The organism is Streptomyces sp. NPDC031111, assembly GCF_055570675.1.
In genome coordinates this window covers 1-23973 of the sequence record NZ_JBVIGS010000020.1, presented here as the reverse complement: position 1 = coordinate 23973, position 23973 = coordinate 1, and the positions used below count along the sequence as shown (strand labels likewise).

The window sequence follows — 23973 nt, the reverse complement described above, 5'->3', positions numbered from 1 at the left end:
ACAGAGCGGCCCCTCGGCCACTGTCGGTGCCCGAATGTCCCGAGCGGTACCGGGACCGATAGGTTTTCGGGGAAGCCGCCTGTCATCCAGGTGTCCGGGCGGGTGAACCAGACCGCTATCGAAAGGGTGATCCGTTGAGCCGCTCGGTTCTCGTCACCGGAGGCAACCGGGGCATCGGCCTCGCCATCGCCCGTGCGTTCGCCGACGCCGGCGACAAGGTCGCCGTCACATACCGCTCGGGGGAGCCGCCGGCCGGCTTCCTCGCCGTCAGGTGCGACATCACCGACCCGGAGCAGGTGGAGCAGGCCTACAAGGAGATCGAGGAGGCGCACGGCACCGTCGAGGTGCTCGTGGCCAACGCCGGCGTCACCAAGGACCAGCTCCTGATGCGGATGTCCGAGGAGGACTTCACCTCGGTCGTCGACACCAACCTCACCGGCACCTTCCGGGTCGTCAAGCGCGCCAACCGCGGCATGCTGCGCGCCAAGAAGGGCCGTGTCGTGCTGATCTCCTCGGTCGTGGGGCTGCTCGGCTCCGCGGGGCAGGCGAACTACGCCGCCTCCAAGGCCGGCCTGGTCGGCTTCGCGCGCTCCCTCGCCCGTGAGCTGGGCTCGCGCAACATCACCTTCAACGTCGTCGCGCCCGGCTTCGTCGACACCGACATGACCAAGGTGCTCACCGAGGACCAGCGGAAGGGCATCGTGTCGCAGGTGCCGCTCGGCCGGTACGCGAAGCCGGAGGAGATCGCCGCGGCGGTGCGGTTCCTCGCCTCGGACGACGCGTCGTACATCACTGGAGCCGTCATTCCCGTTGACGGCGGACTGGGAATGGGGCACTGAAACCAATGAGCGGAATCCTCGAGGGCAAGCGCGTCCTGATCACCGGTGTGCTGATGGAGTCCTCCATCGCCTTCCACACCGCCAAGCTGGCCCAGGAGCAGGGCGCCGAGATCATCCTGACCGCGTTCCCGCGGCCCACGCTGACCGAGCGCATCGCCAAGAAGCTCCCCAAGCCCACCAAGGTCATCGAGCTCGACGTCACCAACGACGAGCACCTGGCGCGCCTGGCCGACGTCGTCGGCGAGGAGCTGGGCGGCCTCGACGGTGTCGTGCACTCCATCGGCTTCGCGCCGCAGGACGCGCTCGGCGGCAACTTCCTCAACACGCCGTTCGAGTCGGTCGCCACCGCCATGCACGTCTCGGCGTACTCCCTGAAGTCGCTGACCATGGCCTGCCTGCCGCTGATGCAGAACGGCGGCTCGGTCGTCGGCCTCACCTTCGACGCGCAGTACGCCTGGCCGCAGTACGACTGGATGGGCCCCGCCAAGGCCGCCCTGGAGGCCACCAGCCGCTACATGGCGCGTGACCTGGGCAAGCAGAACATCCGCTGCAACCTGATCTCCGCGGGCCCGATCGGCTCGATGGCCGCCAAGTCCATCCCGGGCTTCGGCGAGCTGGCGTCCGTGTGGGACAGCCGCTCCCCGCTGGAGTGGGACCTGAAGGACCCGGAGCCGGCCGGCCGCGGTGTCGTCGCCCTGCTGAGCGACTGGTTCCCCAAGACCACGGGCGAGATCGTCCACGTCGACGGCGGTCTGCACGCCATCGGCGCCTGACGGACGCCCTGCGAGGGCCCGCGTCCCGGAAAGGGGTGCGGGCCCTTCGCGTGTCACCCGACCGGCTCAGCAACGCGCGCGGGGCGCGGGGCCGGCGGGGCACCGTGGAGTACGCGTCCACCGCGTGTTCCCCCTCCCCAGCACGGCCGAGGAGGTTCCCTTGTGCGCTTGTCCCGCCTGGCACCCGCGACCGCTGTCCTCTCCCTCGCCCTCGTACTGGCCCTTCCGTACGAGGCGATGGCGCACGCACGCGTGCACCCCGGCGAAGCCGGGCCCGGTGATCTGTTCGGCGCCGCGTGCGGGATCAGCGTCGACGGCTCCCGTGTGACCGCCCACTGCCACAACCCCTATCCGGCCATCGACCGGGTCGCCCTGCACGTCGAGTGCGTCCACTGGTGGGACCTCGACACCGACGGCGCCCCCGTGGCCGCCTGGCCCGCGCAGACCGTGAAACTGACCGGACGCTGCTGGAGCGAGGTCGAGTCGGCGTGGGTCAGCCACCGGAGGGCGGACTGAACCGCCCCGGACGGCACACGAACGGATAGGCGGCGGCCTCCTCGGCCGCCGTCGCCGCGTCGCCCGCGCGGATCGCGTCCACCAGCCGCCCGTGGTCCATGTGCGTCTCCGGCGTCAGCTCCTCGCCCACGTCGTCGCGGAGCCAGTCCCGCAGGACCTCGCTCAGATCCGCGTACATCGCGGTCATCACGTCGTTGTGCGAGGCGGCCACGACGGCCAGGTGGAACGTCGCGTCCGCCGCGACGAACGCCTCCGCCTCACCCGACTCCCAGGCCTCCTCACGGCGCAGCAGCAGCGCGTCGAGCTGCTTCAGGTCCTTCTCCGAACGCCGCTCGGCGGCCAGCCGCGCCGCCGCCGACTCCAGGGTCGACCGCAGCTCGGCGATGTGCCGGGGATCGGCGTCGGCGAAGCGGCGGTGCATCACGCCCGCCAGCTCGCTCGTGGCCACCACGTACGTGCCCGAGCCCTGGCGGATGTCCAGCAGCCCGTTGTGCGCCAGCGCGCGGACGGCCTCGCGGACCGTGTTGCGGGCCACACCGAGCTGCTCGACCAGCTCCGGCTCGGTGGGGATGCGGGCACCGACCGGCCACTCGCCCGAGGTGATCTGGGCCCGCAGGGCGGCGATGACCTGCTCGGAGAGGGCCGAACGGCGGGGATGGCTCAGTGGCATGACACACCTTCGCACGGCAGGGCCGTCACCGTACGGCCTCGGCATGGACAACCAATCATCCCATGATTCTATGATGGGCCTCATGGCTAGCGAGGAAACCCGGACGATCACGTCCACGACCGTACGCACGTCGGCCACGCCCGGAGCCCGGAAAATCCCGGGGGACCGCGCCGCCCACGCGTGGCGGACGAGGCTGCTCGTCGTCGGCATCGTGCTGGCCGCGCTGAACCTCCGCCCCGCCATCACCAGCCTGGGCGCGCTGCTGGAGGAGGTCCGCGACGGACTCGGCATGAGCGGCAGCGTGGCCGGACTGCTCACCTCCGTGCCCCCGCTCTGCTTCGCCGTCTTCGGCGTCACCGCGCCGCGCCTGGCCCGCCGCTTCGGCGCGGGCGCGGTGGTGTGCGCAGGCATGGTCGCCATCGGCGCCGGCCTGCTGATACGTCCGTACGTGGGCGGCACGGCGGCGTTCCTGGCCACCAGCGCCCTCGCGCTGATGGGCATCGCCGTCAGCAACGTCCTGATGCCGGTCATCGTCAAGCGCTGGTTCCCCGACCGGGTCGGCTCCATGACCGGCCTCTACTCCATGGCCCTCGCCCTGGGCACCGCCACGGCGGCGGCGGTCACCGTGCCGCTGACCGACGCCATGGGCGGGAACTGGCAGTCCGGCCTCGCCGTGTGGGCGGCGCTGGCGGCCACCGCCGTACTGCCGTGGATCCCCTTCGTACGGGGGCGGGAACGGGACGGGGCAGCGCGGGAGGTACGGAACGAGCGGGCCGCCGCTCCCGCCGAGGCGCCCGCGCTGCGCATCACCCGCAGCCGCACCGCCTGGGCCCTGGCCGTCTTCTTCGGGCTCCAGGCCACCGCCGCCTACATCACCATGGGCTGGATGGCGCAGATCTTCCGGGACGCGGGCGTACCCGCCGGCACGGCCGGGCTGCTCCTCGCGGTCACCATGGTGATGGGCGTGCCGCTGGCCTTCGTCATCCCGCGCCTCGCCACCAGGCTGCCCCACCAGGGTCCGATCGTGCTGGCACTGGGGATCAGCGGCCTCGTCGGATACGCGGGCCTGTACCTCGCGCCGGCCGCCGGTGCCTGGGTCTGGGCGGTGCTGCTCGGCGTCGCGAACTGCGCGTTCCCGCTGGCGCTCACCATGGTCGGGATGCGGGCCAGGACCGGCGCGGGCGTGGCCCAGCTGTCCGCCTTCGCGCAGAGCACGGGCTATCTGATCTCCATCCCCGGCCCACTCCTGGTGGGCGTCCTCTACCAGCACAGCGGCGGCTGGGGACTCCCGATAGCACTGATGGCCACCCTGATGATCCCCCAAATAATCGTAGGCACCCTGGCCGGCCGCCCCCGCACGGTAGAAGACGAAGCCACGTGATCCGCGGGCAGCCGCCTGCCGCGTCAGTCGCGGGCAGTCGTGCCGCTGGGGCGGCACGGGTGGGCGCGACGGCACCCCGCAAGCGCCGGGCCGCGCGACCCACCCCCGCCCGACCGGCACTCGCGGTGCCGTCCTCCGCGGGCAGCAGCCCGGCGCTCTCCGCGGGCAGTCGTGCCTCCCCCAGTGCCTCAAGGGCCTGGGAGGTGCCCCCAGGGCGGCACGGGCGGGCCCGACGACACCCCGCAAGCGCCGGCAGGGCGACACCCCCGGCCCCGCACCAACACGGGGCCCCCGAACAACCGCCAGCGGGCGCACCGCACCGTACGACCCCGAAGCCCGCCGCATGGCGAGGTGGTGCGAGACTTGCCGCATGCCAGTCCTCGACCCGAACCCCCAGAACGGCCAGAAGAAGATGCTGCTCGTCTTCGGCGCGTTCTTCGCCATCTTCATCGTCATCGGCGTGATCGCGACGATCCTCGCCCCCTGACGGCGGCGCCCACACGACCCCGCCCGCACACCATGGTGGTGCTGGCACCACCATCCCCTAGGGGGTAAGGCTCAGGGTCAAGTAGGTGGATCACCGGATGGGTTGAGAGCCGAAGAATCCGTACCTTCGAGATGTGACCGCGAGACGCGGCCCACGGACGATCCGAAGAGCGGAGGCTCCCATGTCGGCGCGCACCCACACCCGGCCCCACCCGGCCCCCCGGGGCGGCGTCGACACCCGGCTGCCGTGGTGGGCCCTCGCCCTGCCCACCCTCGCCTTCGTCGCGCTGCTCACCCTGATCCTCAACCCCTCCGAGGCCCACGCGACCGCCGGTGAGCCCGCGCTCACCCAGCTCGTCGAGCGTGCGCAGCAGCTCATAGCCCGCTGACCGTCCCCGGAGGCCCCGCCGAACATCCCCGGAGCCCCCGGTCAACTCCCTGCGCCCCGTGGCCTGTTTCATGCGAAGCTGGGTCTCATGAGCGTCGCAGAACCCCGCAGGATTGTCCTTTTCCGGCATGCGAAAGCCGACTGGCCTCCGGTGTCCGACCACGAACGCCCCCTCGCCGAGCGGGGCCGAATGGATGCCGCCGTGGCCGGACGCAAGCTCGCCGACACCGGCATCGCCTTCGACCTGGCCCTGTGCTCCACCGCGGTCCGGACCCGCGAGACCTGGAAGCTCGCGGTCCAGGAGTTCCCGCAGCGACCGAAGACCGTCTACGAGGAGCGGATCTACGAGGCCTCGCCCGGCGAGCTGATCGCCCTGCTCAACGAAACCCCCGACGACGCGCAGAACGTCCTCCTGGTCGGCCACAACCCCGGTGTCCAGGGGCTCGCCGACATCCTGGCCGGCGCGGCGGAGGGCGACGCCCGCGAGCGCATGAGCCGGCGCGGCTACCCGGCCGCCGCCTTCGCCGTGCTGTCCTTCAGCGGCTCCTGGAAGGCCCTCGAGCCCGGCGTCGGCACGCTGGTCGACTACTGGGCGCCGACCGAGTGACACCCGGCACGGCAGGGGCCCGGCATCCGACGTCCGTCGGTGCCGGGCCCGTCCGTCTCCGTGCCCCGTTCCATTCCCGGGCGGCTCAGCCCACGTCCAGCGTGTCCGCCGCCTCGACCTCCTCGCGCGTGACGCCGAGCAGATACAGCACCGTGTCCAGGAAGGGGAAGTTCACCGCGGTGTGCGCCGCCTCGCGCACCACCGGCTTGGCGTTGAAGGCCACGCCCAGCCCCGCCGCGTTCAGCATGTCCAGATCGTTCGCACCGTCACCGATCGCCACGGTCTGCGACAGCGGCACGCCCGCCTCGGCCGCGAACCGGCGCAGCAGCCGGGCCTTGCCCGCCCGGTCCACTATCTCGCCGGTGACCCGGCCCGTCAGCTTCCCGTCGACGATCTCCAGGGTGTTGGCCTGGGCGAAGTCCAGCCCCAGCCGTTCCTTCAGATCATCCGTGACCTGGGTGAACCCACCCGAGACCACGCCCACTTGGTAGCCGAGGCGCTTCAGCGTACGGATCAGGGTGCGGGCGCCCGGCGTCAGCCGCACCTCGCTGCGCACCTTGTCCACCACGGAGGCGTCCAGCCCCTCCAGCAGCGCCACCCGCGCGTGCAGCGACTGCTCGAAGTCCAGCTCCCCGCGCATCGCCGCAGCCGTCACCTCGGCGACCTTGTCCTCGCAGCCGGCGTGCGCGGCGAAGAGCTCGATCACCTCGTCCTGGATGAGGGTGGAGTCCACGTCCATGACGACCAGGCGCTGGGCACGCCGGTACAGCCCCGCCGCGACCACGGCGACGTCGACCCCGAGCCGCGCCGCGTCCGTCACCAGCGCGGTCCGCAGCGGTTCGGTCTCCACGCCGGACACCGCGAACTCCACGGCCGTCACCGGGTACTTGGCGAGCCGGAAGATGCGGTCGATGTTGCCGCCGGTGCCGGTGATCCGGGCCGCTATGGCCGCCGTCGCCTCGGAGGTGAGGGGGTGGCCCAGCACGGTGACCAGGGACCGGCCCAGGCCGCGCGGACGGTTGTCGCCCATGCCGGAGATGATCTCCGCCTGCATCTTCATCGACTCCGCCCAGCTGTGGACGGTCGCCCGGAGATCGCCCTCCAGGCCCTTGGGCGGCTCGGTCACGAGCGCGCAGAGCACGATGCGGCCGCGGGTGACGACCTGCTCGATGTCGACCACGTCGACCGAGTAGGCGGCGAGGGTGTCGAAGAGGCCGGCCGTGATGCCCGGCCTGTCCTTGCCGAAGATCTTGACAAGGAGAGTGGGAACGTCGGTGGTCTGCGATGCGTCCATGGTGCTTCCACCGTATCCGGCACCCAGTGCCTCCCGCCTCCGAGGTCCGCCTGCCGGACAGCGAAAACTGGGCGTCGCCGGGATGTCCCGGACCTTACGAATCGTCCGGCCTCCGGGGAGCCGGCGGAGGGGGCGGCGGCGGAGGCGGCGGTTCCTCCGGCCACAACGGCGACCGGTCCCGGCCCGATGGCCCGGACCCCCGCCGGGGCGGCTCGATCGGCCCGATCACCGTGGGCGCCCCGTAGACGTCGTCGGACCCGTCGGGGTCGACGGGCGCCTGCGGGTCACCGGCCCCCGGCGCACCACCCGGCGACGGCACCGCGTCCTCCGGCCCCCGAGGTCCCTGCTGTCCCCGCCCTCCGCGTTTCCACGGCTCCTGCTCCCCACGCGACTCCGGTCCCACCCGCAGATACGGATTGGTGTCCGGGTTCGGCGGCCGGTAGGAAGCCCGGGGCCCGTACGGCCCGGCGCCCCTCACACCGTCCGCACCCCCTACCCCCTCCGCACCCCCGGCGCCCTCCGCCGACCGCCATGCGGCCGCCCCCGTGTCACCCCGTGCCAGCGGCGCCGCGCGCACCCCCGCCGCACCGCTCACCCACGCCAGCAGCGCCCCCGCGGCACCCGCGCCCGCGCCCCACACCGCGCCCAGCAGCACCGCCATGCCGAGGTCGCCGCGCAGCTCGACACCCGCACCGAACGCGTCGAAGCCCAGCACCGAGAGCGAGGCGTTCACGGACACCTCGGTCAGCCAGGCCAGCAACGGCAGGGTCAGCGCCGTGGCCACGCCCAGCCGCAGCGCACACCGCCCCGCGAAGCCGGCCGCTCCGCGATCCACCCCGCCCCCCACCGGCGTCCGCACTCCCGTGAGCACCCCCGCCAGCAGCATCATCAGCGCGGCGGCCACCGCCAGCAGCCACACCCGCCCGTCCAGCTCCGCCAGCCGCCCCAGCGTGACGGGCCGGTCCGAGCCGACCCGGAGGAGGTCGTCCACCGGGTGCGGCAGCACCCCGAGCAACGCCCCGCTCGCCCGCCCGTCCCACGGCACGAACAGTCCGAGCGGTATCCCGAGCCACACCCCGTTCGGCGCGCCCAGCAGGGCCGCGCCCGCGATCCGCCGGGGATGATCGTCGCCGGTCGCCGCGTAGCCCGCCGCCGCGAGCCCCGCCGCCACCGCCACCAGCAGCACCGTGACGAGGGCCGACACCACCGGCCGTACGACCCGGTGCACCGCGTCCCACCCACGCGGCAGGGGAGTGCGGCGGGACGCCAGCAGCGCGACGAGCAGGACCCCGGCCGACCAGCCGAGGCCACCCAGCAGGGTCGGCACCGTGTCGACGGTGAACCCCACCGCCGCCTCCGCGTCGACGAGATCACCGATCCGGTCCGGCAGCAGCCCTTCGATGTCACCGATGTCGCCCAGCCCTGGAATCTCGACCCCGCCACCACCCCCGCCGGGCAGATCGTCCAGCCCCAGCGCGCCCCCGTCGATGGTGACGACGTCGTGCCCCGCCCACACCAGCCCGCCCGTCATCGCCACGAACAGCGCGACCACCGCGCCCGCCCGCGCGAGGAGTTCACCGACGGACACCACAACTCCCGCCGCCCGCAAGGACCGCAGGAAGAAGTACGACAGCAGCAGCGCACCCACCAGACCCACACCCAGTGGCGTGATCTCCACCGCCGTCCCGGCCTCCGCGCCCGACAGCCCGAACGCGGACACATCACCGGACGGAGTGACCGAACCCCCCGCCCCCAGGGCCACCACCGCGGCGGTCATGGGCCCCAGCGAACCGGCGGCGTCAGCGTCGAGCAGTCGCAGCCCGAGCGCGGCGGTCCCCGCCATCCCGATCAGCGCCCAGCTCACCGCGGCGACCGCGGACATCACCACATCGACCCAGGGCACGCGCGCACCCCGTTCCGCGGGACCAACGCCCGTGGCACCACTCATGGCAGACCCCCCGATCCGCTGCGCGGCGGGACGAACCGCACGTGTCCCCCTCGCGTGGTTTACCACTCTCCGGGCCGATTTCAACCCCCGTCAGTGAAAGACGGTGAACACCTTGGTGCGCGCTCGTGACAAGGCCCGACTTTCGGTCAGAGGGCCGAGCCTGAAATAGTTCCCCCCGATGTTCGACATCCCTAGACTCCCTGCGATGGGGGAAACTCGGGGGACAACTCAGTGGGGCATGGAGTGCCGGAACTCGTACTGGAATCAAACGGACGGACCTGGACGCTCGATCCGTCCAGGGCTTACACCCTCGGACGCGATCCGCAGGGCGACGTCGTACTGGACGACGCCAGGGTCTCCTGGCGTCACGCCACCATCAGCTTCAACGGCCGCGGTTGGGTCATCGAGGACCACGGCAGCACCAACGGCACGTTCGTGCAGGGGCAGCGGATCCACCACCTGGAGCTCGGCTCCGACACGGTGCTGAACCTGGGCAACGCGACCGACGGACCGCGCGTGACGCTGTCCGGCGTAGGTGCCGCCGCCCCGGCCGCCACGCCGCAGGCCCAGCCGCAGCAGCCGTACGCGGCGCAGGGCGCGAACGCAGGCTGGGCCCAGCAGGCGCCGCAACAGCAGCCGCCCGCCCAGCAGCCGGGCTGGCAGCAGCCGGCACCGCAGCAGTCCGCGCCGCAGATCCCGCAGCAGCAGGGCCCCGGCGGTGGCGCGGGGGCGCCGCCGGTCTACGGCGACCGCAGCCCCACCACGTTCCACCAGTTCTCCCTCGGCCGCGTGATGCGCATCGGCCGTGCCCTGGAGAACGACCTGGTCGTCTCCGACCTCCAGGTCTCCCGCAACCACGCCGAGTTCCACTCGACGCCCGACGGCCGCATGGAGATCCGCGACCTCGGCTCGCACAACGGCACGTACGTCAACGGTCAGCCGATCCCCAAGGGCGGCGCCCAACTGCTCGGCCCCACCGACATCGTGGGCGTCGGTCACTCGACGTTCCGGATCGTCGGTGACCGGCTCGAGGAGTTCGTCGACACCGGTGAGGTCTCCTTCTCCGCCCGCCATCTGACCGTCACGGTCGACGGCGGCAAGCAGATCCTCAAGGACGTCTCCTTCGGCGTCCCGGAGAAGTCGCTGATCGCGGTCATCGGCCCGTCCGGATCCGGCAAGTCGACCCTGCTCAAGGCGCTCACCGGTTACCGCCCCGCCAACCAGGGCGAGGTCCTCTACGACAACCGGAACCTCTACAAGCAGTTCGCCGAGCTGCGCCAGCGCATCGGTCTGGTCCCGCAGGACGACATCCTGCACAAGGAGCTGACCGTCAAGAAGGCCCTCAAGTACGCGGCCAAGCTCCGCTTCCCCTCCGACACCACGGCCGCCGAGCGCGACGCCCGTATCGACGAGGTGCTGCGCGAGCTCAAGCTGGACATCCACAAGGACAAGAAGGTCACGTCCCTGTCCGGCGGCCAGCGCAAGCGTGTCTCCGTCGCCCTGGAGCTGCTCACCAAGCCGTCGCTGATCTTCCTGGACGAGCCGACCTCGGGCCTGGACCCGGGCATGGACCGCGACGTCATGCAGCTGCTGCGCGGCCTGGCCGACGACGGCCGTACGGTCCTCGTCGTCACGCACTCGGTGGCCGAGCTGGCGATCTGCGACAAGCTCCTGGTGATGGCGCCGGGCGGTTCCGTCGCCTACTTCGGTCCGCCCGAGGAGGCGCTGAACTTCTTCGGCTACGACACCTGGGCCGACGTCTTCTCCGCCTTCGAGAACTACCGCGACTACGACTGGGCGGGCCGCTGGAAGGGCTCGCAGCACTACCAGATGTACGCCGCGGACATCGACGCCGTCGCGCCGCAGTCCGTACAGGTCCCGGCGATGCAGGCGATGAAGCCGCCGAAGCCGCAGGGCTGGATGTCGCAGTTCGTCACGCTGGTGCGCCGCTACATCTCGGTGATCGTCTCCGACAAGGGCTTCCTCGCCCTGATGGTGATCCTGCCGGCGGTACTCGGCGCGGTCAGCCTGCTCATCGACGCGGACAAGGGCCTGCTGCCCAACCCGCCCAACCCGCAGACCGGCCGGATCATCCCGAACGGCACGGCGACCACGGTCCTGCTGATACTCGCGGTGGGCGCGTGCTTCGCGGGTGCCGCGAACTCCGTGCGTGAGCTCATCAAGGAACGGGTCATCTACGAGCGGGAGCGCGCCACCGGCCTGTCCCGCTCGGCGTACCTGATGTCCAAGGTGTTCGTGCTCGGCATGATCACCGTGTTGCAGGGACTGCTGGTCGGCGTGATCGGCTTCTCCAGCCGGGAGATCCCGGAGGAGGGCCTGGTCTTCGGCGGCTTCACGCTGCTGGAGCTCTCCGTGCCGATCATGGCGCTCGGCTTCACCTCGATGATGTTCGGCCTGATCATCTCCTCGCTGGTGAAGACGGCGGAGAAGACCATGCCGCTGCTGGTGATGTTCGCGATCATCCAGGTCGTCTTCACCGGCTGTCTGTTCGCGCTGCACGGCTCGATCGGCGTGAACCAGTTCTCGTTCCTGATGCCGTCGCGCTGGGCGGTCGCCGCGTCGGGCGCCACGCTGGACTTCAACAAGATCAGTCCGCCGGAGACGGCGGGCGACACCGACCCGCTGTGGGAGCACACGGTCGGCGCCTGGGCCATGGACATGGGCGCGCTCATCGTCCTCGGCGTGATCTGCGGCTTCTTCGTGGCCCGCTTCCTGCGCCGGCACGAGCCCGAGGTCATGCGCAAGTAAGCGCCGTACGACCCCGAAGGGCGGCACCCCGTCAGGAGGGTGCCGCCCTTCGGCGTATGCGGTCGTCGTGATCGCGAGAAGAGGTCCGCGCCGACCTCAGTACGCGCTGTCGACGTTGTCCATGGTGCCGTACTTGTCGGCCGCGTAGTTGCAGGCGGCGGTGATGTTGGCGACCGGGTCGTAGATGTTCTTCGAGGTGCCCGGGACGTGGTACGCCTCGAAGGTCGGCGGGATCACCTGGAGCAGACCCTTGGACGGGATGCCGTTCTGGGCGTTGATGTCCCAGAGGTTGATGGCCTTCGGGTTGCCGGAGGACTCCCGCATGATGTTGCGGTGGATGCCCTCGTAGGAGCCGGGGATGCCGTGCTTCTTCATGATGGCCAGGGACTCACGGATCCAGCCGTCGAGGGTGTTGGGGTAGCTCTTGGGAGCCGCCTTCTTCACCTCGGCGCGCTCGGCGGCCCGGCTGGCGGCCTCCTTGGCCTGGCGGGCCTTCTCGGCCTTGGCCTCCGCGGCGGCAGCGGCGGCCTTCTTCTTGGCGGCGGCCTGGGCCGCGGCCTCCTTCTTCGCGGCGATCTGCTCGGCCTTGACGCTGGCGCCGGCGAGCTGGTCGTTCACACTCGCGTGGACGCCCTTGATCTGCTCGGTGCTGTACGCCACCTTCGCGGTGGGCGCGGCGGCCTCGGTCGTGGTCGTCGTGGACGCGTTGCTCGGAATGGCCGAGAACCCGATGGCGGCGGCACCGAGGGCGGCGACACCGGCAGCGGCGATCTTGTGGTGACGGGTCAGGGCACGACTATGACCACGGGTGAGGATGTTCTTGGGCATGCGAATGGGACCTCTTCGAATAGCGCGGAGGTCGCTCAACGTCCGGTGGGGACAGGGTGCTTCCGGCACAAACGCCGCGGGCAGATACCCACGGCGCCGAGCGACGCAGCCATTCTTAGCGGCCGCAAAATCGCGGGGCAAAGGTGTGACGTACGAAGGCGGGTAGTGGATCAGGGGGTGATAAATCGGGGCGGACAGGACTATCTGTCCCGCTCACGTGGGCGGTTTGTCTCTCCTATGCCTCTTCGTACGTGATGTGCGCCCTATGCCCGGCCTCACATGGAGGGGCCCAGCGTCTCACCCGTAGTTGCTGGAGCAATGCAGTGTGTGAGGGGGCTGCGGCTCCGGTCGGAGGGGCCCCCGCTCCGCCAGGACGAGATGCACGTCCCCGAACTCGTGCCACAGATAGCGCCCGCGCAGCGCCTCCTCGTACCCCCGGTCGATCGCGGCCCGCCCCGCCACCGCCTCCAGCATCAGCAGATGCGAGGCCTCCGGCTCGTGCAGCCCGGTCAGCAGCCCGTCCACCACCCGCACCCCGCGCTCGGGCGTCACCACCAGATCCGTCCACCCCGAGCGAGCCCGCACCACACCGTCCGCACCGGCCGCCGACTCCACCGCCCGTACGGCCGTCGTCCCCACCGCGATCACCCGGCCGCCCCCCGCCCGCACCGCACCGATCAGCCGCGCCGACGCCTCCGGCACCACGAACCGCTCCGGATACGGCGGCTCGTGCGCCTCCGCCGAGGCCACCCCCGTGTGCAGCGTCACCGGAGCGAACTGCACCCCCCGGCTCACCAGCTCCGCCACCATCCGCGCGGTGAACGGACGCCCCGCACTCGGCATCTCCGCACTCCCCGCCCCGTCCGGCGACGGCAGCGCGAACACCGTCTGGTACGCCGACAACGGCTGGTCCCGCTCCGTGTACGCGTACCGGATCGCCCGCCCGTGCTCCCGCAGCAGCGTGAGCACGTCCCCCGACACCCGTGCCCACCACAGCCGCTCCCCGCGCGCGCTCAGCGGCTCCTCCAGCACCAGCCGCGCACCCCCGGCCAGCCGCACCTCAGTACCCGCGGGCGCCCCCGCGCGCGCACGCGTGGTGCCACGCCCATCGGGATCCCGCAGCTCGACCGCCCACCGGCCGTCGTCACCGCGCGTGGAGAAGTGCACCACCACGCGCGCGTGCCCGATCCACCCCCCGACCGCCGCCGCCAGGGTCGGCGAGGTGTTCACCACCAGCAGATCCCCGGCCCGCAGCAGCCCCGGCAGCTCCACGAAGGCGTGATGCGACACCGCCGTGCCCCGCGACACCAGCAGCCGCACCGAGTCCCGCTCCAGACCCGGCCCCCGCTGCTCCACCGGCACCCGCGCCGACAGCTCCTCCGGCACCTCGACGGTCACGGTCATCGGCGCTCCTCCAGCAGCGCGGGAGCCCCGTAGCGGCCGCTCGCCGGCCGCTCGTCCAGCAGCCGCAGGAAGGCGGGCACCACACCGGCCGGCTCCGGACGCGGATCGTGGTCGTCCGGCACGGCCGCCGCGTACAGGTCCGTCGCCATGTCCCCGGGGTCGACCGACCAGACCCGCAGCCCCGGCTCCTCCACCGCCAGCACCGCCGCCAGCTGGTCCAGGGCCGCCTTGGACGCCCCGTACCCGCCCCAGGTCGGATACGCCTCCGCGGCGGCGTCCGAGCTGACCACCAGCACCGCCCCGGCCGGCGCGGCCCTGAGCAGCGGCAGCGCCTCCTGCACCAGGCCCAGCGCCGCCACCAGGTTCACCTCCAGCGCCCGCCGCAGCCCCTCCAGCGGCAGCTCCTCCAGTGGGACGAGCGGCTCGGCGCCCAGCGCGCTCGCGTTGTGCACCAGCAGATCCACCCCGCCCAGCCGCCACGCGGCCGCCACCAGCTCCGCGCGGTGCGCGGCGTCCGTGACGTCACCGGGCAGCGCCGTCACGCGCGTGCCGTGCGCCGACACCAGCCCGGCCGCCTCCGCCAGCGGCACCGGATCCCGCGCGTCGAGCACCAGATCCCAGCCGCGCTCCGCCAGCCCTCGGGCGAGCGCCTCCCCGAGCCCCTTCGAAGCCCCCGTGATGATCGCAACCGGCATGGCAACCGTCCCCTCGTCGTCGGACGCCGCTTTTGATCGGCGTGCCCTCAACCTAGGGACCGCCCCACCGCCACCGCCTCGGCCCCGGGACGCAGCGACCCGGGGCCCTTCGCCCTACGCCACCGTCCCCAGGCCCGTGGTCCTACGCCGCCGCCCCGGACCGCGGGACCTCCGGCCTAGGCCCTCCGGCCCGCCCGGCGACCGCCACACGTCCGATCCCGCTGTCACCGCCCGCCGGTACCGTGAGGTCATGAGCCACGGCCCCCGGTCCGGCCTAGCCGCGGTGAGCTCCGCGTTGCTGGCCATGAGCAGGCACCTCGAGGTGCGCGACGTCCTCAAGACGATCGTCGCCTCGGCCCGCGAACTCCTCGACGCGCAGTACGCGGCGCTCGGCGTGCCCGACGACCACGGTGGCTTCGCCCAGTTCGTGGTCGACGGCGTCAGCGACGACCAGTGGAAGGCCATCGGCCCCCTGCCACGCCAGCACGGCATCCTCGCCGCGATGCTGAACGAGGCCACCCCGCAGCGCCTCGCCGACGTGCGCCGGGACCCCCGCTTCGAGGGCTGGCCCAGCGCCCACCCCGAACTGGCCGACTTCCTGGGTCTGCCCATCCGCGACGGCGACGAGGTCATCGGCGCCCTGTTCCTCGCCAACAAGAGGTGTCCCAAACCCGAGGGCGCCTGCGGCTTCACCGAGGACGACGAGGAACTGCTCGGCATCCTCGCCCAGCACGCGGCGATCGCCCTGACCAACGCCCGGCTCTACGAGCGCAGCCGCGAACTGACCATCGCCGAGGAACGCTCCCGCCTCGCCCACGAGCTCCACGACGCCGTCAGCCAGAAGCTCTTCTCCCTGCGGCTCACCGCCCAGGCCGCCGCCCGCCTCGTGGACCGCGACCCCTCCCGCGCCAAGGGCGAGCTCCAGCAGGTGGCCGCCCTGGCCGCCGAGGCCGCCGACGAACTGCGCGCGGCGGTCGTCGAACTGCGCCCCGCCGCCCTCGACGAGGACGGCCTCGTCGCCACACTGCGCACACAGATCCAGGTCCTGGACCGCGCCCACACCGCGCGCGTGACCTTCACCGGCCACGGTGTACGCGCCCTGCCCGCCGCCCAGGAGGAGGCGGTGCTGCGCGTCGCCCAGGAGGCCCTGCACAACGCCCTGCGGCACTCCGGGGGCGACCGCGTCGACGTCACCCTGGACCGGCGCGGCAGCGGGGCGGTCCTGAAGGTCAGCGACGACGGCAGCGGCTTCGACCCGCGGGTCGTCCGCCGGGCGGGCCGCCATCTGGGCCTGGTCTCCATGAGGGACCGGGCGAGCGGGGTCGGCGGCAGGCTGACCGTGGAATCGGCGCCCGGCAAGGGCACCACGATCGAGATGGAGGTCCCCGGTGGCTGACGCAATCAAGGTGCTGCTGGTCGACGATCACCAGGTGGTACGCCGGGGTCTGCGCACCTTCCTCGAGGTGCAGGACGACATCGAGGTCGTCGGCGAGGCCGCGGACGGCGCCGAAGGAGTCGCCCTGGCGGGAGAGCTGCAGCCCGACGTCATCCTCATGGACGTCAAGATGCCGGGCATGGACGGCGTGGACGCCCTGCGCCGGCTCCGCGAACTGGACCACCCCGCGCGCGTGCTGATCGTCACCAGCTTCACCGAGCAGCGCACGGTCGTCCCCGCCCTCCGCGCGGGCGCCGCCGGTTACGTGTACAAGGACGTCGACCCCGACGCGCTCGCCGGGGCCATCCGCTCCGTGCACGCCGGACACGTCCTGCTCCAGGCGGAGGTGGCCGGTGCGCTGCTCACCCAGGAGGAGACCGGCTCAGGACCGGGACGCGCCGGATCCCTCACCGAACGGGAGCGCGAGGTGCTGGGGCTGATAGCCGACGGCCGCGCCAACCGGGAGATCGCCCGCGCCCTGGTCCTCTCCGAGAAAACCGTGAAGACCCACGTCTCGAACATCCTGATGAAACTCGACCTGGCGGACCGCACCCAGGCCGCACTGTGGGCCGTACGTCACGGCCTCAGCGGCTGACCCGTGACGCCGGGGGCCGGTCGGAAGGTTCCCCTCCGATCCGAGATTCATACCGTAGTGGGAATGTCCCCCAGACGGCCGTATCTCTCCTCGGCCCACGCCGTTCTCCAGTGCGTGCCGCGGCGCCTGCCGCGGTCATCGCAAGGAGGGCTCGGAAAGTGAAGATCATGAAGAAGGCAGCGGCCGTGACGATGGTGGCCGGTGGCCTGCTCGCCGCCGGCAGCGGCATGGCCTCCGCCACCGACGGCAGCCACGCCGACGGCAAGGCCGTGGGCTCCCCGGGTGTCGTCTCCGGCAACGTCGTCCAGGTCCCGGTCCACGTCCCGGTCAACGTGTCCGGCAACAGCGTCAACGTCATCGGCGCCCTGAACCCGGCCTTCGGCAACACGGCCATCAACCACTGACACCCCCCAAACCCCGGCCGCCCGCCCCCACCGGGCGCCCGGGGTGTCAACGCAACTGCGGGCAGCCGCGCCCCCCCACCTTCCCGCCCACCTGCGGGCAGTCGTGCCGCTGGGGCGGCACGGGTGGGCGCAGGCGGCACCCCGCAAGCGCCGGGCAGCGCGACCACCCCCCGCCCAGCACCAACGCCGGTGACCAACACAACGAACGTCACCCCACCCCCCGCTCCTCCACAACGGAGTTGTACGCAGCCACCTGCGCCCGCCGAGCCGTCCGCTCCACCGGCCGCAAGGCAACCGCCCGCGCCGACATCTCCGACGCACTCACCGCACCCCCGTGCCCATGCGCCCCCGCCAGCGAAACCAACGCCCCCACCCGCTGCGCCATCTCCAGCACCCGCACCGCCCGAGGCGGATACCCCGGCGCCAACACCTCCCGCCCCCGCGAGGCCGACGCCGCCACCCGCGCCCGATACGCATCGATCGCCGCCTCGGCCACCGGCCCAGACCCGGCCACATCCAGCCGCGTCAGCACCTCCGTGGCCTCCCGCAGCGCCTCCGCCAGCTCCCGCTCCGCCTCCCCGAGCGACGGTACGTCGGCCGGCGGCGCCTCCCGCACGGGCAGGCAGTGCCACACCACCTCCACATGCACATCACCCTCGGGCCCGGCCTCGTACACCTCCGGCACCAGCCCGAGAGCCGCCCCGTGGCACACCACCGCCTCCTCCGCCTCCAGCGCCCGCGCGTTGAACTCCGGCGGCCCGCTCAGCCCCAGCGGATGCCCCGGCGCCGGCAGCGCCACCCGCAGCCCGGTCACCCCCAGCGCCCGCAGCCGCCCCAGCGCCAGCGTGAGCCCGACCGGCGCGGACTCACCCGGCAGCCCTTCCACCCGGTGCACCGCGTCCTCGGCGACCACGGCCAGCACGGCGTCATCCGGCGAGACAAGTCCGGCAAGAAGGGCATTTCCCCAAGCGGCAAGACGTCCAGAGCGAGGTTCCGAAAGCATGCGTACACCCTAGACAGGGCCCAACAGCCGGACCGATGGAATGCCCGCCCCGACCGGTGGCGTAGATTTCATGAAGGGCTGCGCCCACGGGTGCGGCGGACCGACCCACAGGCGTACGCGACAGCCGAGACCCGGCCACACTGCAAGGGGAGACACTGCGCTCATGAGCGATGTTCTGGAGCTTCAGGACGTATCCGTGGTCCGCGAGGGCCGGGCTCTGGTGGACCAGGTCTCCTGGTCGGTCAAGGAGGGCGAGCGCTGGGTCATCCTCGGCCCCAACGGCGCCGGCAAGACCACCCTCCTCAACATTGCGTCCAGTTACCTCTACCCGAGCACGGGCACCGTCAGCATCCTCGGCGAGACCCTCGGCACCCCCGGCACCGACGTCTTCGAACTGCGCCCCCGCATCGGCGTGGCCGGCATCGCCATGGCCGACAAGCTCCCCAAGCGGCAGACGGTCCTCCAGACCGTGCTCACCGCCGCCTACGGCATGACCGCCGGCTGGCACGAGGACTACGAGGACATCGACGAACAGCGCGCCCGCGCCTTCCTCGACCGCCTCGGCATGTCCGAGTACCTGGACCGCAAGTTCGGCACCCTCTCCGAGGGCGAGCGCAAGCGCACCCTCATCGCCCGCGCCCTGATGACCGACCCCGAGCTGCTCCTCCTCGACGAGCCCGCCGCGGGCCTCGACCTCGGTGGCCGCGAGGACCTCGTACGCCGCCTCGGCCGGCTCGCGCGCGACCCGATCGCCCCCTCCATGATCATGGTCACGCACCACGTCGAGGAGATCGCCCCGGGCTTCACCCACGTCCTGATGATCCGTCAGGGCAAGGTCCTCGCCGCCGGCCCCCTGGAGCTCGAACTCACCTCCCGCAACCTCTCCCTCTGCTTCGGCCTCCCGCTCGTCGTCGAGCAGGTCGGCGACCGCTGGACCGCCCAGGGCCTCCCGATGGCCTGAACCCCACCCGAACCCCAAAGCCCCGAGCGGCAAGGCGCGTTCAAACTGATCGGCGCCCTGTCCGCGACGGGGTGCGCGGACCTACCATGAGCACGTGGACATCGACGCATGGCTGTGGTGGCTGATCGGCGCGGCGGCACTCGGTATCGGGCTCGTGATCACCGCGATGCCCGAACTCGGCATGCTCGCGGTGGGCGCCGTCGCCGCGGCAGTCGTCTCCGGCATCTTCGGCGGCGGCGCCGTCGCCCAGGTCGCGGTCTTCGCCGTCGTGTCGACCGCCCTCATCGCCGTCGTACGGCCCATCGCGAACAGACACCGCGCCCAACGGCCCCAACTCGCCACCGGTGTCGACGCCCTGAAAGGGAAACAGGCCGTCGTACTGGAGCGCGTGGACGGCTCCGGCGGCCGGATCAAGCTGGCCGGCGAGGTGTGGTCGGCCCGCGCCCTCGACACCGGCCGCGCCTATGACGTCGGCCAGGAAGTGGACGTCGTGGACATCGAGGGAGCCACAGCCATCATCATGTGACCGTGCGCGCGACACAACTGGGGCGAACAAACCCCCAGTTGCACCGATGGTCTGTCAGACTCGTCCAGCAAGATCTTCAACCGCGAGATCTTCCACAGGCACAAGATCTGCCGTAGGCGCCGAGGCGAAGAAGGGTTCGGGGAACCGACGATGCAACCGATCATCATCGTCCTGATCATCCTGGTGGTGTTGGTCTTCATCGCCCTGATCAAGACGATCCAAGTCATCCCACAGGCCAGCGCCGCCATCGTCGAGCGCTTCGGCCGCTACACGCGGACCCTCAACGCGGGCCTCAACATCGTCGTCCCGTTCATCGACACCATCCGCAACCGCATCGACCTGCGCGAACAGGTCGTGCCCTTCCCGCCGCAGCCGGTGATCACCCAGGACAACCTGGTCGTCAACATCGACACCGTCATCTACTACCAGGTGACCGACGCCCGGGCCGCCACCTACGAGGTCGCCAGCTACATCCAGGCGATCGAACAGCTCACCGTCACCACACTGCGCAACATCATCGGCGGCATGGACCTCGAGCGGACCCTCACCTCCCGCGAGGAGATCAACGCGGCCCTGCGCGGCGTCCTCGACGAGGCCACCGGCAAGTGGGGCATCCGCGTCAACCGCGTCGAACTCAAGGCCATCGAGCCGCCCACCTCCATCCAGGACTCGATGGAGAAGCAGATGCGCGCCGACCGCGACAAGCGCGCCGCGATCCTCCAGGCCGAAGGTGTCCGTCAGTCCGAGATCCTGCGCGCCGAGGGCGAGAAGCAGTCCCAGATCCTGCGCGCCGAGGGTGAGGCCAAGGCGGCGGCCCTGCGCGCCGAGGGCGAGGCCCAGGCCGTCCGTACGGTCTTCGAGGCCATCCACGCCGGCGACCCCGACCAGAAGCTGCTCTCCTACCAGTACCTCCAGATGCTCCCGAAGATCGCCGAGGGCGACGCCAACAAGCTCTGGATCGTCCCCAGCGAAATCGGCGACGCCCTCAAGGGCCTCTCCGGCGCGATGGGCAACTTCGGCTCCATGGGCGGCAACGGCACCTCGGCCCCCGCCAACGTCCCCGCCCAGGAACGCCGCGAAAAGCCCTCCATCGACTGACGCCCCCAAAAAACACACGTTCCCCGCACCCCCTCAAGGGGCGCGGGGAACTGCGCGATCAACCACACACAACCGGCGGCCGGGAACCACCCAAACCCCTACGGCGAAGCCGTCACGCCGCGTCCAGCGCCAACCACTCGGGCAACGCCTCGAACTCCTCGGCGCCCAGCGCCAACAACATCGCATCGGCCGGCGTCGGCTCGAACGGCCGCCGCAACAGCGGCATCCCCGCCTGCTCAGGCGTCCGGTTCGCCTTGCGGTGGTTGTCCTCCGCGCAGGACGCCACCGTGTTCAGCCACGTGTCCTGCCCGCCGTGCGACCGCGGCACCACGTGGTCCACGGTCGTCGCCCGCCGGCCGCAGTACGCGCACCGGTGCCTGTCCCGCACCAGGACACCCCGCCTCGACCACGGCGCTTGTCTTCGGAACGGCACCCTCACGTACTGGCAGAGCCTGATCACCCTCGGCGCCGGTATGTCGACCGCGGCTCCACGCATCCGCAACTCGGGGTGGGCCTGCTCGACGACGGCCTTGTCCTGAAGCACCAGAACAACGGCTCGGTTCAGCGTCACCGTCGACAACGGCTCGAAGCTCGCGTTCAGTACCAGCGTGTCCCGCATACCAGCCCACCTCCCGTGTGCACCGGCCCACCCCTCGGCGGGCTGGGATCAACTCTGGCCGGGCACGCCGAGATGGACAACGCAATATCTGCTGCTCCTGCGGGAGCTGACCCCCGCGACCCCCGGCAACAAAAATGCCCGCCCCTGATCAATTCCAAGACCAGGGGCGGGCAAACGTTCCATGAACGCTCGGAGCCGCGCGGGACGCCGTTCAGGACGCCGCGGGCACCTCGTACTCACCGATCAGCTGGGCGCGCCCGAGCGTGTGGAACCGCAGGTTGAAGCCCACGACGGCAGGGGACGCGTCCGCGTCCGGACCGAGCTTCTCCTGGTCCACGGCGTACACCGTGAACACATACCGGTGCGGACCGTCACCGGGCGGCGGCGCGGCACCACCGAAGTCCTTGCTGCCGTAGTCGTTGCGCGCGTGGACCGCGCCCTCGGGCAGCCCCTCGAACGCGCCGCTGCCCGCACCGGCCGGCAGCTCGGTCACCGAGGCCGGGATGTCGAACACCACCCAGTGCCAGAACCCGCTGCCCGTCGGGGCATCGGGGTCGTAGCAGGTCACGGCGAAGCTCTTGGTCTCCGCCGGGAACCCCTCCCACCGCAGCTGCGGCGAGGTGTTCCCGGCCGCGTGGACCTGAGCGTCCTTGAGCGTCGCCCCCTCCGTGACGTCCTCGCTCGTCACCGTGAACGACGGCACGGGCGGATGGAAGTCGTGGGGGAGCGGCCGCCGCTTGAGCTCGGTCACCTCGGTACCTCCTGATCGTTTACGTCAGTGGGAACCGAGCCTAGAACCAGTTGCGCTTGCTGCCGACCTCCGACAGCCACTGGTTGAGGTAAGCCGTCCAATCGGTGCTCTGGTAGTCGTTCAGCCCCACCTTGAAGGAGCGGAACGTGTCGCTGCCCTCGCTGAACAGACCCGGCTTCTTGTCCATCTCCAGCACGACGTCCATGGCCTGCTCATCGGCCACGAAGCTCAGCTCGACCTGGTTCAGCCCCCGGTACTGCTGCGGCGGGAGGAACTCGATCTCCTGGTAGAACGGCAGCTTCTGCCGGGTGCCCCGGATGTGGCCGCGCTCCATGTCCGCGTTCTTGAAGCGGAAGCCCAGCTGGATGAACGCGTCCAGGATCGCCTTCTGCGCCGGCAGCGGGTGCACGTTGACCGGGTCCAGGTCACCCGAGTCCACCGCCCGCGCGATCGCCAGCTCGGTGCTCACCCCGATGTTCATCCCGCGCAGCGGCTGCCCGTCGATCATGGTGATCGGCGTCTCCCACGGGATCTCCAGCCCGAACTGCACCGCGTGCACCGCGCCCGCCTGGAGCTCGAAGGCACCACCCAGCGAGGACTTCGTGAACTCGATGTCCTGCTTGTACTCCTGGTCGCCGCTCTCCACCTCGACCTTGGCCTGGAGCCCGACCGACAGACCCTCGATCTGCTGGTTCACGGACCCGCCCTGGATCCGCACCTCGCCCTGGACGACCCCGCCCGGAACGACGTTGACCTCGTGCAGCACCGTCTCGACCGAGGCCCCGCCGGCACCCAGACTCGCCAGCAGCTTCTTGAACGCCATGTCTCTCCCTCTGTCGTCCTGCCATCGCTTCTGTGCAAGGACCGCTGATCCCTAACAACGCGATCCGGCCGTGGCCGGTTCCGTCGCCCTCACCCTGACAAGTGCGGCGCCCGGTGACCACCCCGCGGCACCGGCCGTCTCCAGTACCCTCGGACGGCATGATCGCGACCCCCGACCGTACGCCCCTGCCCAGGAAGTTCTTCGACCGCCCCGTCCTCGAGGTCGCACCCGATCTCCTCGGCCGGATCCTGGTCCGCGGTACCCCGGACGGTCCGATCGCCCTCCGCCTGACCGAGGTCGAGGCCTACGACGGCCCGAACGACCCGGGCTCCCACGCCTATCGCGGCCGCACGGCCCGCAATGAGGTGATGTTCGGTGCGCCCGGCCATGTGTACGTCTACTTCACCTACGGCATGTGGTTCTGCATGAACCTGGTGTGCGGTCCCGAGGGCCGGGCGAGCGCCGTACTGCTGCGGGCCGGCGAGATCATCGAGGGAGCCGAGCTCGCCCGCACCCGTCGACTCTCGGCCCGCAACGACAAGGAACTGGCCAAAGGCCCGGCCCGCCTGGCCACGGCCCTGGGCGTCGACCGAGCACTCAACGGCACGGACGCCTGCGCCACCGGCGACACCCCGCTACGGATCCTCACCGGCGCCCCCGTGCCCTCCGACCAGGTGAGCAGTGGCCCGCGCACCGGGGTCTCCGGCGAGGGGGCCGTTCACCCCTGGCGCTACTGGATCACCAACGACCCGACGGTGAGCCCCTACCGGGCCCATGCACCCCGCCGCCGCCGAAGTTGACTCGACCTTGGAAGGTGCGTAATGTAGCCCGAGCCGCTTGAACCGGGTACGGCGATTGCCTGCAGCCGGAAGCGGCCAACCCACTACCTACGATCACCCTCAGCGGGGTCGAATTCGTCATGTCCGCATGTCTGAATTCCGCACCGCGAAGCCCGATTATGAATCGAGCGGGGGAATCGGCTAACGTAGTGAATGTCGAAAGGCCGACAGGCGAAAGCCGAAGGCTCGACGGCAAAACCCGCCGACTGGGAATCAGGCCCGAAAGGATCTGATAGAGTCGGAAACACCGAAGGGAAGCGCCCGGAGGAAAGCCCGAGAGGGTGAGTACGAAGGAAGCGTCCGTTCCTTGAGAACTCAACA

25 protein-coding genes are annotated in these 23973 nt (G+C 71.2%); 15 read left to right on the top strand and 10 right to left on the bottom strand.

From position 1 onward, the window contains the following. The first annotated feature begins 134 nt into the window (after positions 1-134). The 3 genes from fabG to ACZ470_RS32380 all read left to right on the top strand — a co-directional run bounded on the left by fabG (position 135) and on the right by ACZ470_RS32380 (position 2128). Positions 135-839 (top strand): 3-oxoacyl-[acyl-carrier-protein] reductase, encoded by a 705-nt coding sequence (gene fabG, locus ACZ470_RS32390; RefSeq protein WP_468433016.1) that lies wholly within the window; start codon positions 135-137, stop codon positions 837-839. A gap of 5 nt (positions 840-844) precedes the next feature. Next, positions 845-1612 (top strand): enoyl-ACP reductase FabI, encoded by a 768-nt coding sequence (fabI, locus tag ACZ470_RS32385; RefSeq protein WP_468433014.1) that lies wholly within the window; start codon positions 845-847, stop codon positions 1610-1612. 162 nt (positions 1613-1774) lie between these two features. Next, positions 1775-2128, top strand: a complete 354-nt coding sequence (locus ACZ470_RS32380; RefSeq protein ID WP_468433013.1) for a hypothetical protein — start codon at positions 1775-1777, stop codon at positions 2126-2128. Here ACZ470_RS32380 and ACZ470_RS32375 read toward each other — a convergent pair. After that, positions 2106-2798 carry a FadR/GntR family transcriptional regulator gene (locus ACZ470_RS32375; protein WP_468433011.1) on the bottom strand — a complete coding sequence of 231 codons (693 nt, stop codon included), beginning with the start codon at positions 2796-2798 and terminating at the stop codon, positions 2106-2108. The genes ACZ470_RS32380 and ACZ470_RS32375 overlap by 23 nt on opposite strands. Positions 2799-2868: 70 nt before the next feature. On the opposite strand from ACZ470_RS32375, the gene ACZ470_RS32370 reads away from it, so the two are divergent. From ACZ470_RS32370 to ACZ470_RS32355, 4 genes are all read left to right on the top strand, one after another. Continuing rightward, a complete protein-coding gene (locus ACZ470_RS32370) occupies positions 2869-4179 on the top strand; it encodes a CynX/NimT family MFS transporter (RefSeq protein ID WP_468433009.1) in 1311 nt (436 codons plus the stop codon). A 370-nt stretch (positions 4180-4549) separates the two neighbouring features. After that, the gene (locus ACZ470_RS32365) at positions 4550-4666 is read left to right on the top strand and encodes an SGM_5486 family transporter-associated protein (RefSeq protein WP_107061254.1); all 117 of its coding nucleotides are present in this window, start codon (positions 4550-4552) and stop codon (positions 4664-4666) included. 181 nt (positions 4667-4847) lie between these two features. After that, a complete protein-coding gene (locus tag ACZ470_RS32360; protein WP_468433007.1) occupies positions 4848-5054 on the top strand; it encodes a hypothetical protein in 207 nt (68 codons plus the stop codon). An 87-nt stretch (positions 5055-5141) separates the two neighbouring features. Beyond that, on the top strand, positions 5142-5660 hold the full coding sequence (locus ACZ470_RS32355; protein WP_468433006.1) for a SixA phosphatase family protein: 519 nt from the start codon (positions 5142-5144) through the stop codon (positions 5658-5660). 85 nt (positions 5661-5745) lie between these two features. Here ACZ470_RS32355 and serB read toward each other — a convergent pair whose 3' ends face one another. After that, positions 5746-6954: a phosphoserine phosphatase SerB gene (gene serB, locus ACZ470_RS32350; RefSeq protein ID WP_468433005.1), complete on the bottom strand. Its 1209-nt coding sequence runs from the start codon at positions 6952-6954 to the stop codon at positions 5746-5748. 94 nt (positions 6955-7048) lie between these two features. Next, positions 7049-8902: a streptophobe family protein gene (locus ACZ470_RS32345; protein WP_468433003.1), complete on the bottom strand. Its 1854-nt coding sequence runs from the start codon at positions 8900-8902 to the stop codon at positions 7049-7051. Positions 8903-9145: 243 nt separating this feature from the next. Between ACZ470_RS32345 and ACZ470_RS32340 the strand changes: the two genes are divergently transcribed. Then, positions 9146-11671 (top strand): ABC transporter ATP-binding protein/permease, encoded by a 2526-nt coding sequence (locus ACZ470_RS32340; protein WP_468433002.1) that lies wholly within the window; start codon positions 9146-9148, stop codon positions 11669-11671. A 96-nt stretch (positions 11672-11767) separates the two neighbouring features. On the opposite strand, the gene ACZ470_RS32335 is transcribed toward ACZ470_RS32340, so the two are convergent. The 3 genes from ACZ470_RS32335 to ACZ470_RS32325 form a co-directional block, all read right to left on the bottom strand. Further along, positions 11768-12499 carry a transglycosylase SLT domain-containing protein gene (locus ACZ470_RS32335; RefSeq protein ID WP_468433001.1) on the bottom strand — a complete coding sequence of 244 codons (732 nt, stop codon included), beginning with the start codon at positions 12497-12499 and terminating at the stop codon, positions 11768-11770. A 297-nt stretch (positions 12500-12796) separates the two neighbouring features. Then, a complete protein-coding gene (locus tag ACZ470_RS32330; RefSeq protein ID WP_468432999.1) occupies positions 12797-13903 on the bottom strand; it encodes an S-adenosylmethionine:tRNA ribosyltransferase-isomerase in 1107 nt (368 codons plus the stop codon). Further along, complete coding sequence (locus ACZ470_RS32325) at positions 13900-14598, bottom strand: SDR family NAD(P)-dependent oxidoreductase (protein ID WP_468432997.1); 699 nt, start codon at positions 14596-14598, stop codon at positions 13900-13902. Before ACZ470_RS32325 ends, ACZ470_RS32330 begins: the two co-directional genes overlap by 4 nt. A gap of 250 nt (positions 14599-14848) precedes the next feature. On the opposite strand from ACZ470_RS32325, the gene ACZ470_RS32320 reads away from it, so the two are divergent. The 3 genes from ACZ470_RS32320 (at position 14849) to ACZ470_RS32310 (ending at position 17032) form a co-directional block, all read left to right on the top strand. Next, positions 14849-15994: a GAF domain-containing sensor histidine kinase gene (locus tag ACZ470_RS32320; protein WP_468432995.1), complete on the top strand. Its 1146-nt coding sequence runs from the start codon at positions 14849-14851 to the stop codon at positions 15992-15994. After that, the gene (locus tag ACZ470_RS32315; protein WP_468432993.1) at positions 15987-16628 is read left to right on the top strand and encodes a response regulator; all 642 of its coding nucleotides are present in this window, start codon (positions 15987-15989) and stop codon (positions 16626-16628) included. Before ACZ470_RS32320 ends, ACZ470_RS32315 begins: the two co-directional genes overlap by 8 nt. Positions 16629-16786: 158 nt before the next feature. Then, positions 16787-17032: a chaplin gene (locus tag ACZ470_RS32310; protein WP_468432991.1), complete on the top strand. Its 246-nt coding sequence runs from the start codon at positions 16787-16789 to the stop codon at positions 17030-17032. A 208-nt stretch (positions 17033-17240) separates the two neighbouring features. Here the strand turns inward: ACZ470_RS32310 and ACZ470_RS32305 are convergent, their stop codons facing one another. Next, positions 17241-18035: a hypothetical protein gene (locus ACZ470_RS32305; protein ID WP_468432990.1), complete on the bottom strand. Its 795-nt coding sequence runs from the start codon at positions 18033-18035 to the stop codon at positions 17241-17243. Between the two features lie 163 nt (positions 18036-18198). Here ACZ470_RS32305 and ACZ470_RS32300 point away from each other — a divergent pair, with 163 nt between their 5' ends. The 3 genes from ACZ470_RS32300 (at position 18199) to ACZ470_RS32290 (ending at position 20620) form a co-directional block, all read left to right on the top strand. Next, entirely contained in the window at positions 18199-18996 is a 798-nt protein-coding gene (locus ACZ470_RS32300; RefSeq protein WP_468432988.1) for an ABC transporter ATP-binding protein, read from the top strand. A gap of 94 nt (positions 18997-19090) precedes the next feature. Then, a complete protein-coding gene (locus ACZ470_RS32295; RefSeq protein ID WP_468432987.1) occupies positions 19091-19522 on the top strand; it encodes an NfeD family protein in 432 nt (143 codons plus the stop codon). Between the two features lie 150 nt (positions 19523-19672). After that, positions 19673-20620 (top strand): SPFH domain-containing protein, encoded by a 948-nt coding sequence (locus ACZ470_RS32290; RefSeq protein WP_468432985.1) that lies wholly within the window; start codon positions 19673-19675, stop codon positions 20618-20620. A 112-nt stretch (positions 20621-20732) separates the two neighbouring features. Here ACZ470_RS32290 and ACZ470_RS32285 read toward each other — a convergent pair whose 3' ends face one another. The 3 genes from ACZ470_RS32285 to ACZ470_RS32275 all read right to left on the bottom strand — a co-directional run bounded on the left by ACZ470_RS32285 (position 20733) and on the right by ACZ470_RS32275 (position 22813). Beyond that, entirely contained in the window at positions 20733-21239 is a 507-nt protein-coding gene (locus tag ACZ470_RS32285; protein ID WP_073937413.1) for an HNH endonuclease, read from the bottom strand. 211 nt (positions 21240-21450) lie between these two features. Continuing rightward, a complete protein-coding gene (locus ACZ470_RS32280; RefSeq protein WP_468432983.1) occupies positions 21451-21990 on the bottom strand; it encodes a YbhB/YbcL family Raf kinase inhibitor-like protein in 540 nt (179 codons plus the stop codon). A 40-nt stretch (positions 21991-22030) separates the two neighbouring features. After that, positions 22031-22813, bottom strand: coding sequence for a sporulation protein (locus ACZ470_RS32275; RefSeq protein ID WP_468432981.1), 783 nt, complete (start codon positions 22811-22813; stop codon positions 22031-22033). Between the two features lie 158 nt (positions 22814-22971). Here ACZ470_RS32275 and ACZ470_RS32270 point away from each other — a divergent pair, with 158 nt between their 5' ends. Further along, positions 22972-23613, top strand: coding sequence for a DNA-3-methyladenine glycosylase (locus ACZ470_RS32270; RefSeq protein WP_468432980.1), 642 nt, complete (start codon positions 22972-22974; stop codon positions 23611-23613). The last annotated feature ends 360 nt before the right edge of the window (positions 23614-23973 follow it).

Excerpts from the sequence above, each read along its gene's own strand:
- ACZ470_RS32320 (WP_468432995.1), top strand. The coding sequence starts at position 14,849 with ATGAGCCACGGCCCCCGGTCCGGCCTAGCCGCGGTGAGCTCCGCGTTG.
- serB (WP_468433005.1), bottom strand. The coding sequence starts at position 6,954 with ATGGACGCATCGCAGACCACCGACGTTCCCACTCTCCTTGTCAAGATC.
- ACZ470_RS32325 (WP_468432997.1), bottom strand. The coding sequence starts at position 14,598 with ATGCCGGTTGCGATCATCACGGGGGCTTCGAAGGGGCTCGGGGAGGCG.
- ACZ470_RS32330 (WP_468432999.1), bottom strand. The coding sequence starts at position 13,903 with ATGACCGTGACCGTCGAGGTGCCGGAGGAGCTGTCGGCGCGGGTGCCG.
- ACZ470_RS32285 (WP_073937413.1), bottom strand. The coding sequence starts at position 21,239 with ATGCGGGACACGCTGGTACTGAACGCGAGCTTCGAGCCGTTGTCGACG.
- ACZ470_RS32355 (WP_468433006.1), top strand. The coding sequence starts at position 5,142 with ATGAGCGTCGCAGAACCCCGCAGGATTGTCCTTTTCCGGCATGCGAAA.
- ACZ470_RS32345 (WP_468433003.1), bottom strand. The coding sequence starts at position 8,902 with ATGAGTGGTGCCACGGGCGTTGGTCCCGCGGAACGGGGTGCGCGCGTG.
- ACZ470_RS32275 (WP_468432981.1), bottom strand. The coding sequence starts at position 22,813 with ATGGCGTTCAAGAAGCTGCTGGCGAGTCTGGGTGCCGGCGGGGCCTCG.
- ACZ470_RS32370 (WP_468433009.1), top strand. The coding sequence starts at position 2,869 with ATGATGGGCCTCATGGCTAGCGAGGAAACCCGGACGATCACGTCCACG.
- ACZ470_RS32365 (WP_107061254.1), top strand. The coding sequence starts at position 4,550 with ATGCCAGTCCTCGACCCGAACCCCCAGAACGGCCAGAAGAAGATGCTG.
- ACZ470_RS32335 (WP_468433001.1), bottom strand. The coding sequence starts at position 12,499 with ATGCCCAAGAACATCCTCACCCGTGGTCATAGTCGTGCCCTGACCCGT.
- ACZ470_RS32360 (WP_468433007.1), top strand. The coding sequence starts at position 4,848 with ATGTCGGCGCGCACCCACACCCGGCCCCACCCGGCCCCCCGGGGCGGC.
- ACZ470_RS32305 (WP_468432990.1), bottom strand. The coding sequence starts at position 18,035 with ATGCTTTCGGAACCTCGCTCTGGACGTCTTGCCGCTTGGGGAAATGCC.
- ACZ470_RS32375 (WP_468433011.1), bottom strand. The coding sequence starts at position 2,798 with ATGCCACTGAGCCATCCCCGCCGTTCGGCCCTCTCCGAGCAGGTCATC.
- ACZ470_RS32300 (WP_468432988.1), top strand. The coding sequence starts at position 18,199 with ATGAGCGATGTTCTGGAGCTTCAGGACGTATCCGTGGTCCGCGAGGGC.
- ACZ470_RS32290 (WP_468432985.1), top strand. The coding sequence starts at position 19,673 with ATGCAACCGATCATCATCGTCCTGATCATCCTGGTGGTGTTGGTCTTC.
- ACZ470_RS32270 (WP_468432980.1), top strand. The coding sequence starts at position 22,972 with ATGATCGCGACCCCCGACCGTACGCCCCTGCCCAGGAAGTTCTTCGAC.
- fabI (WP_468433014.1), top strand. The coding sequence starts at position 845 with ATGAGCGGAATCCTCGAGGGCAAGCGCGTCCTGATCACCGGTGTGCTG.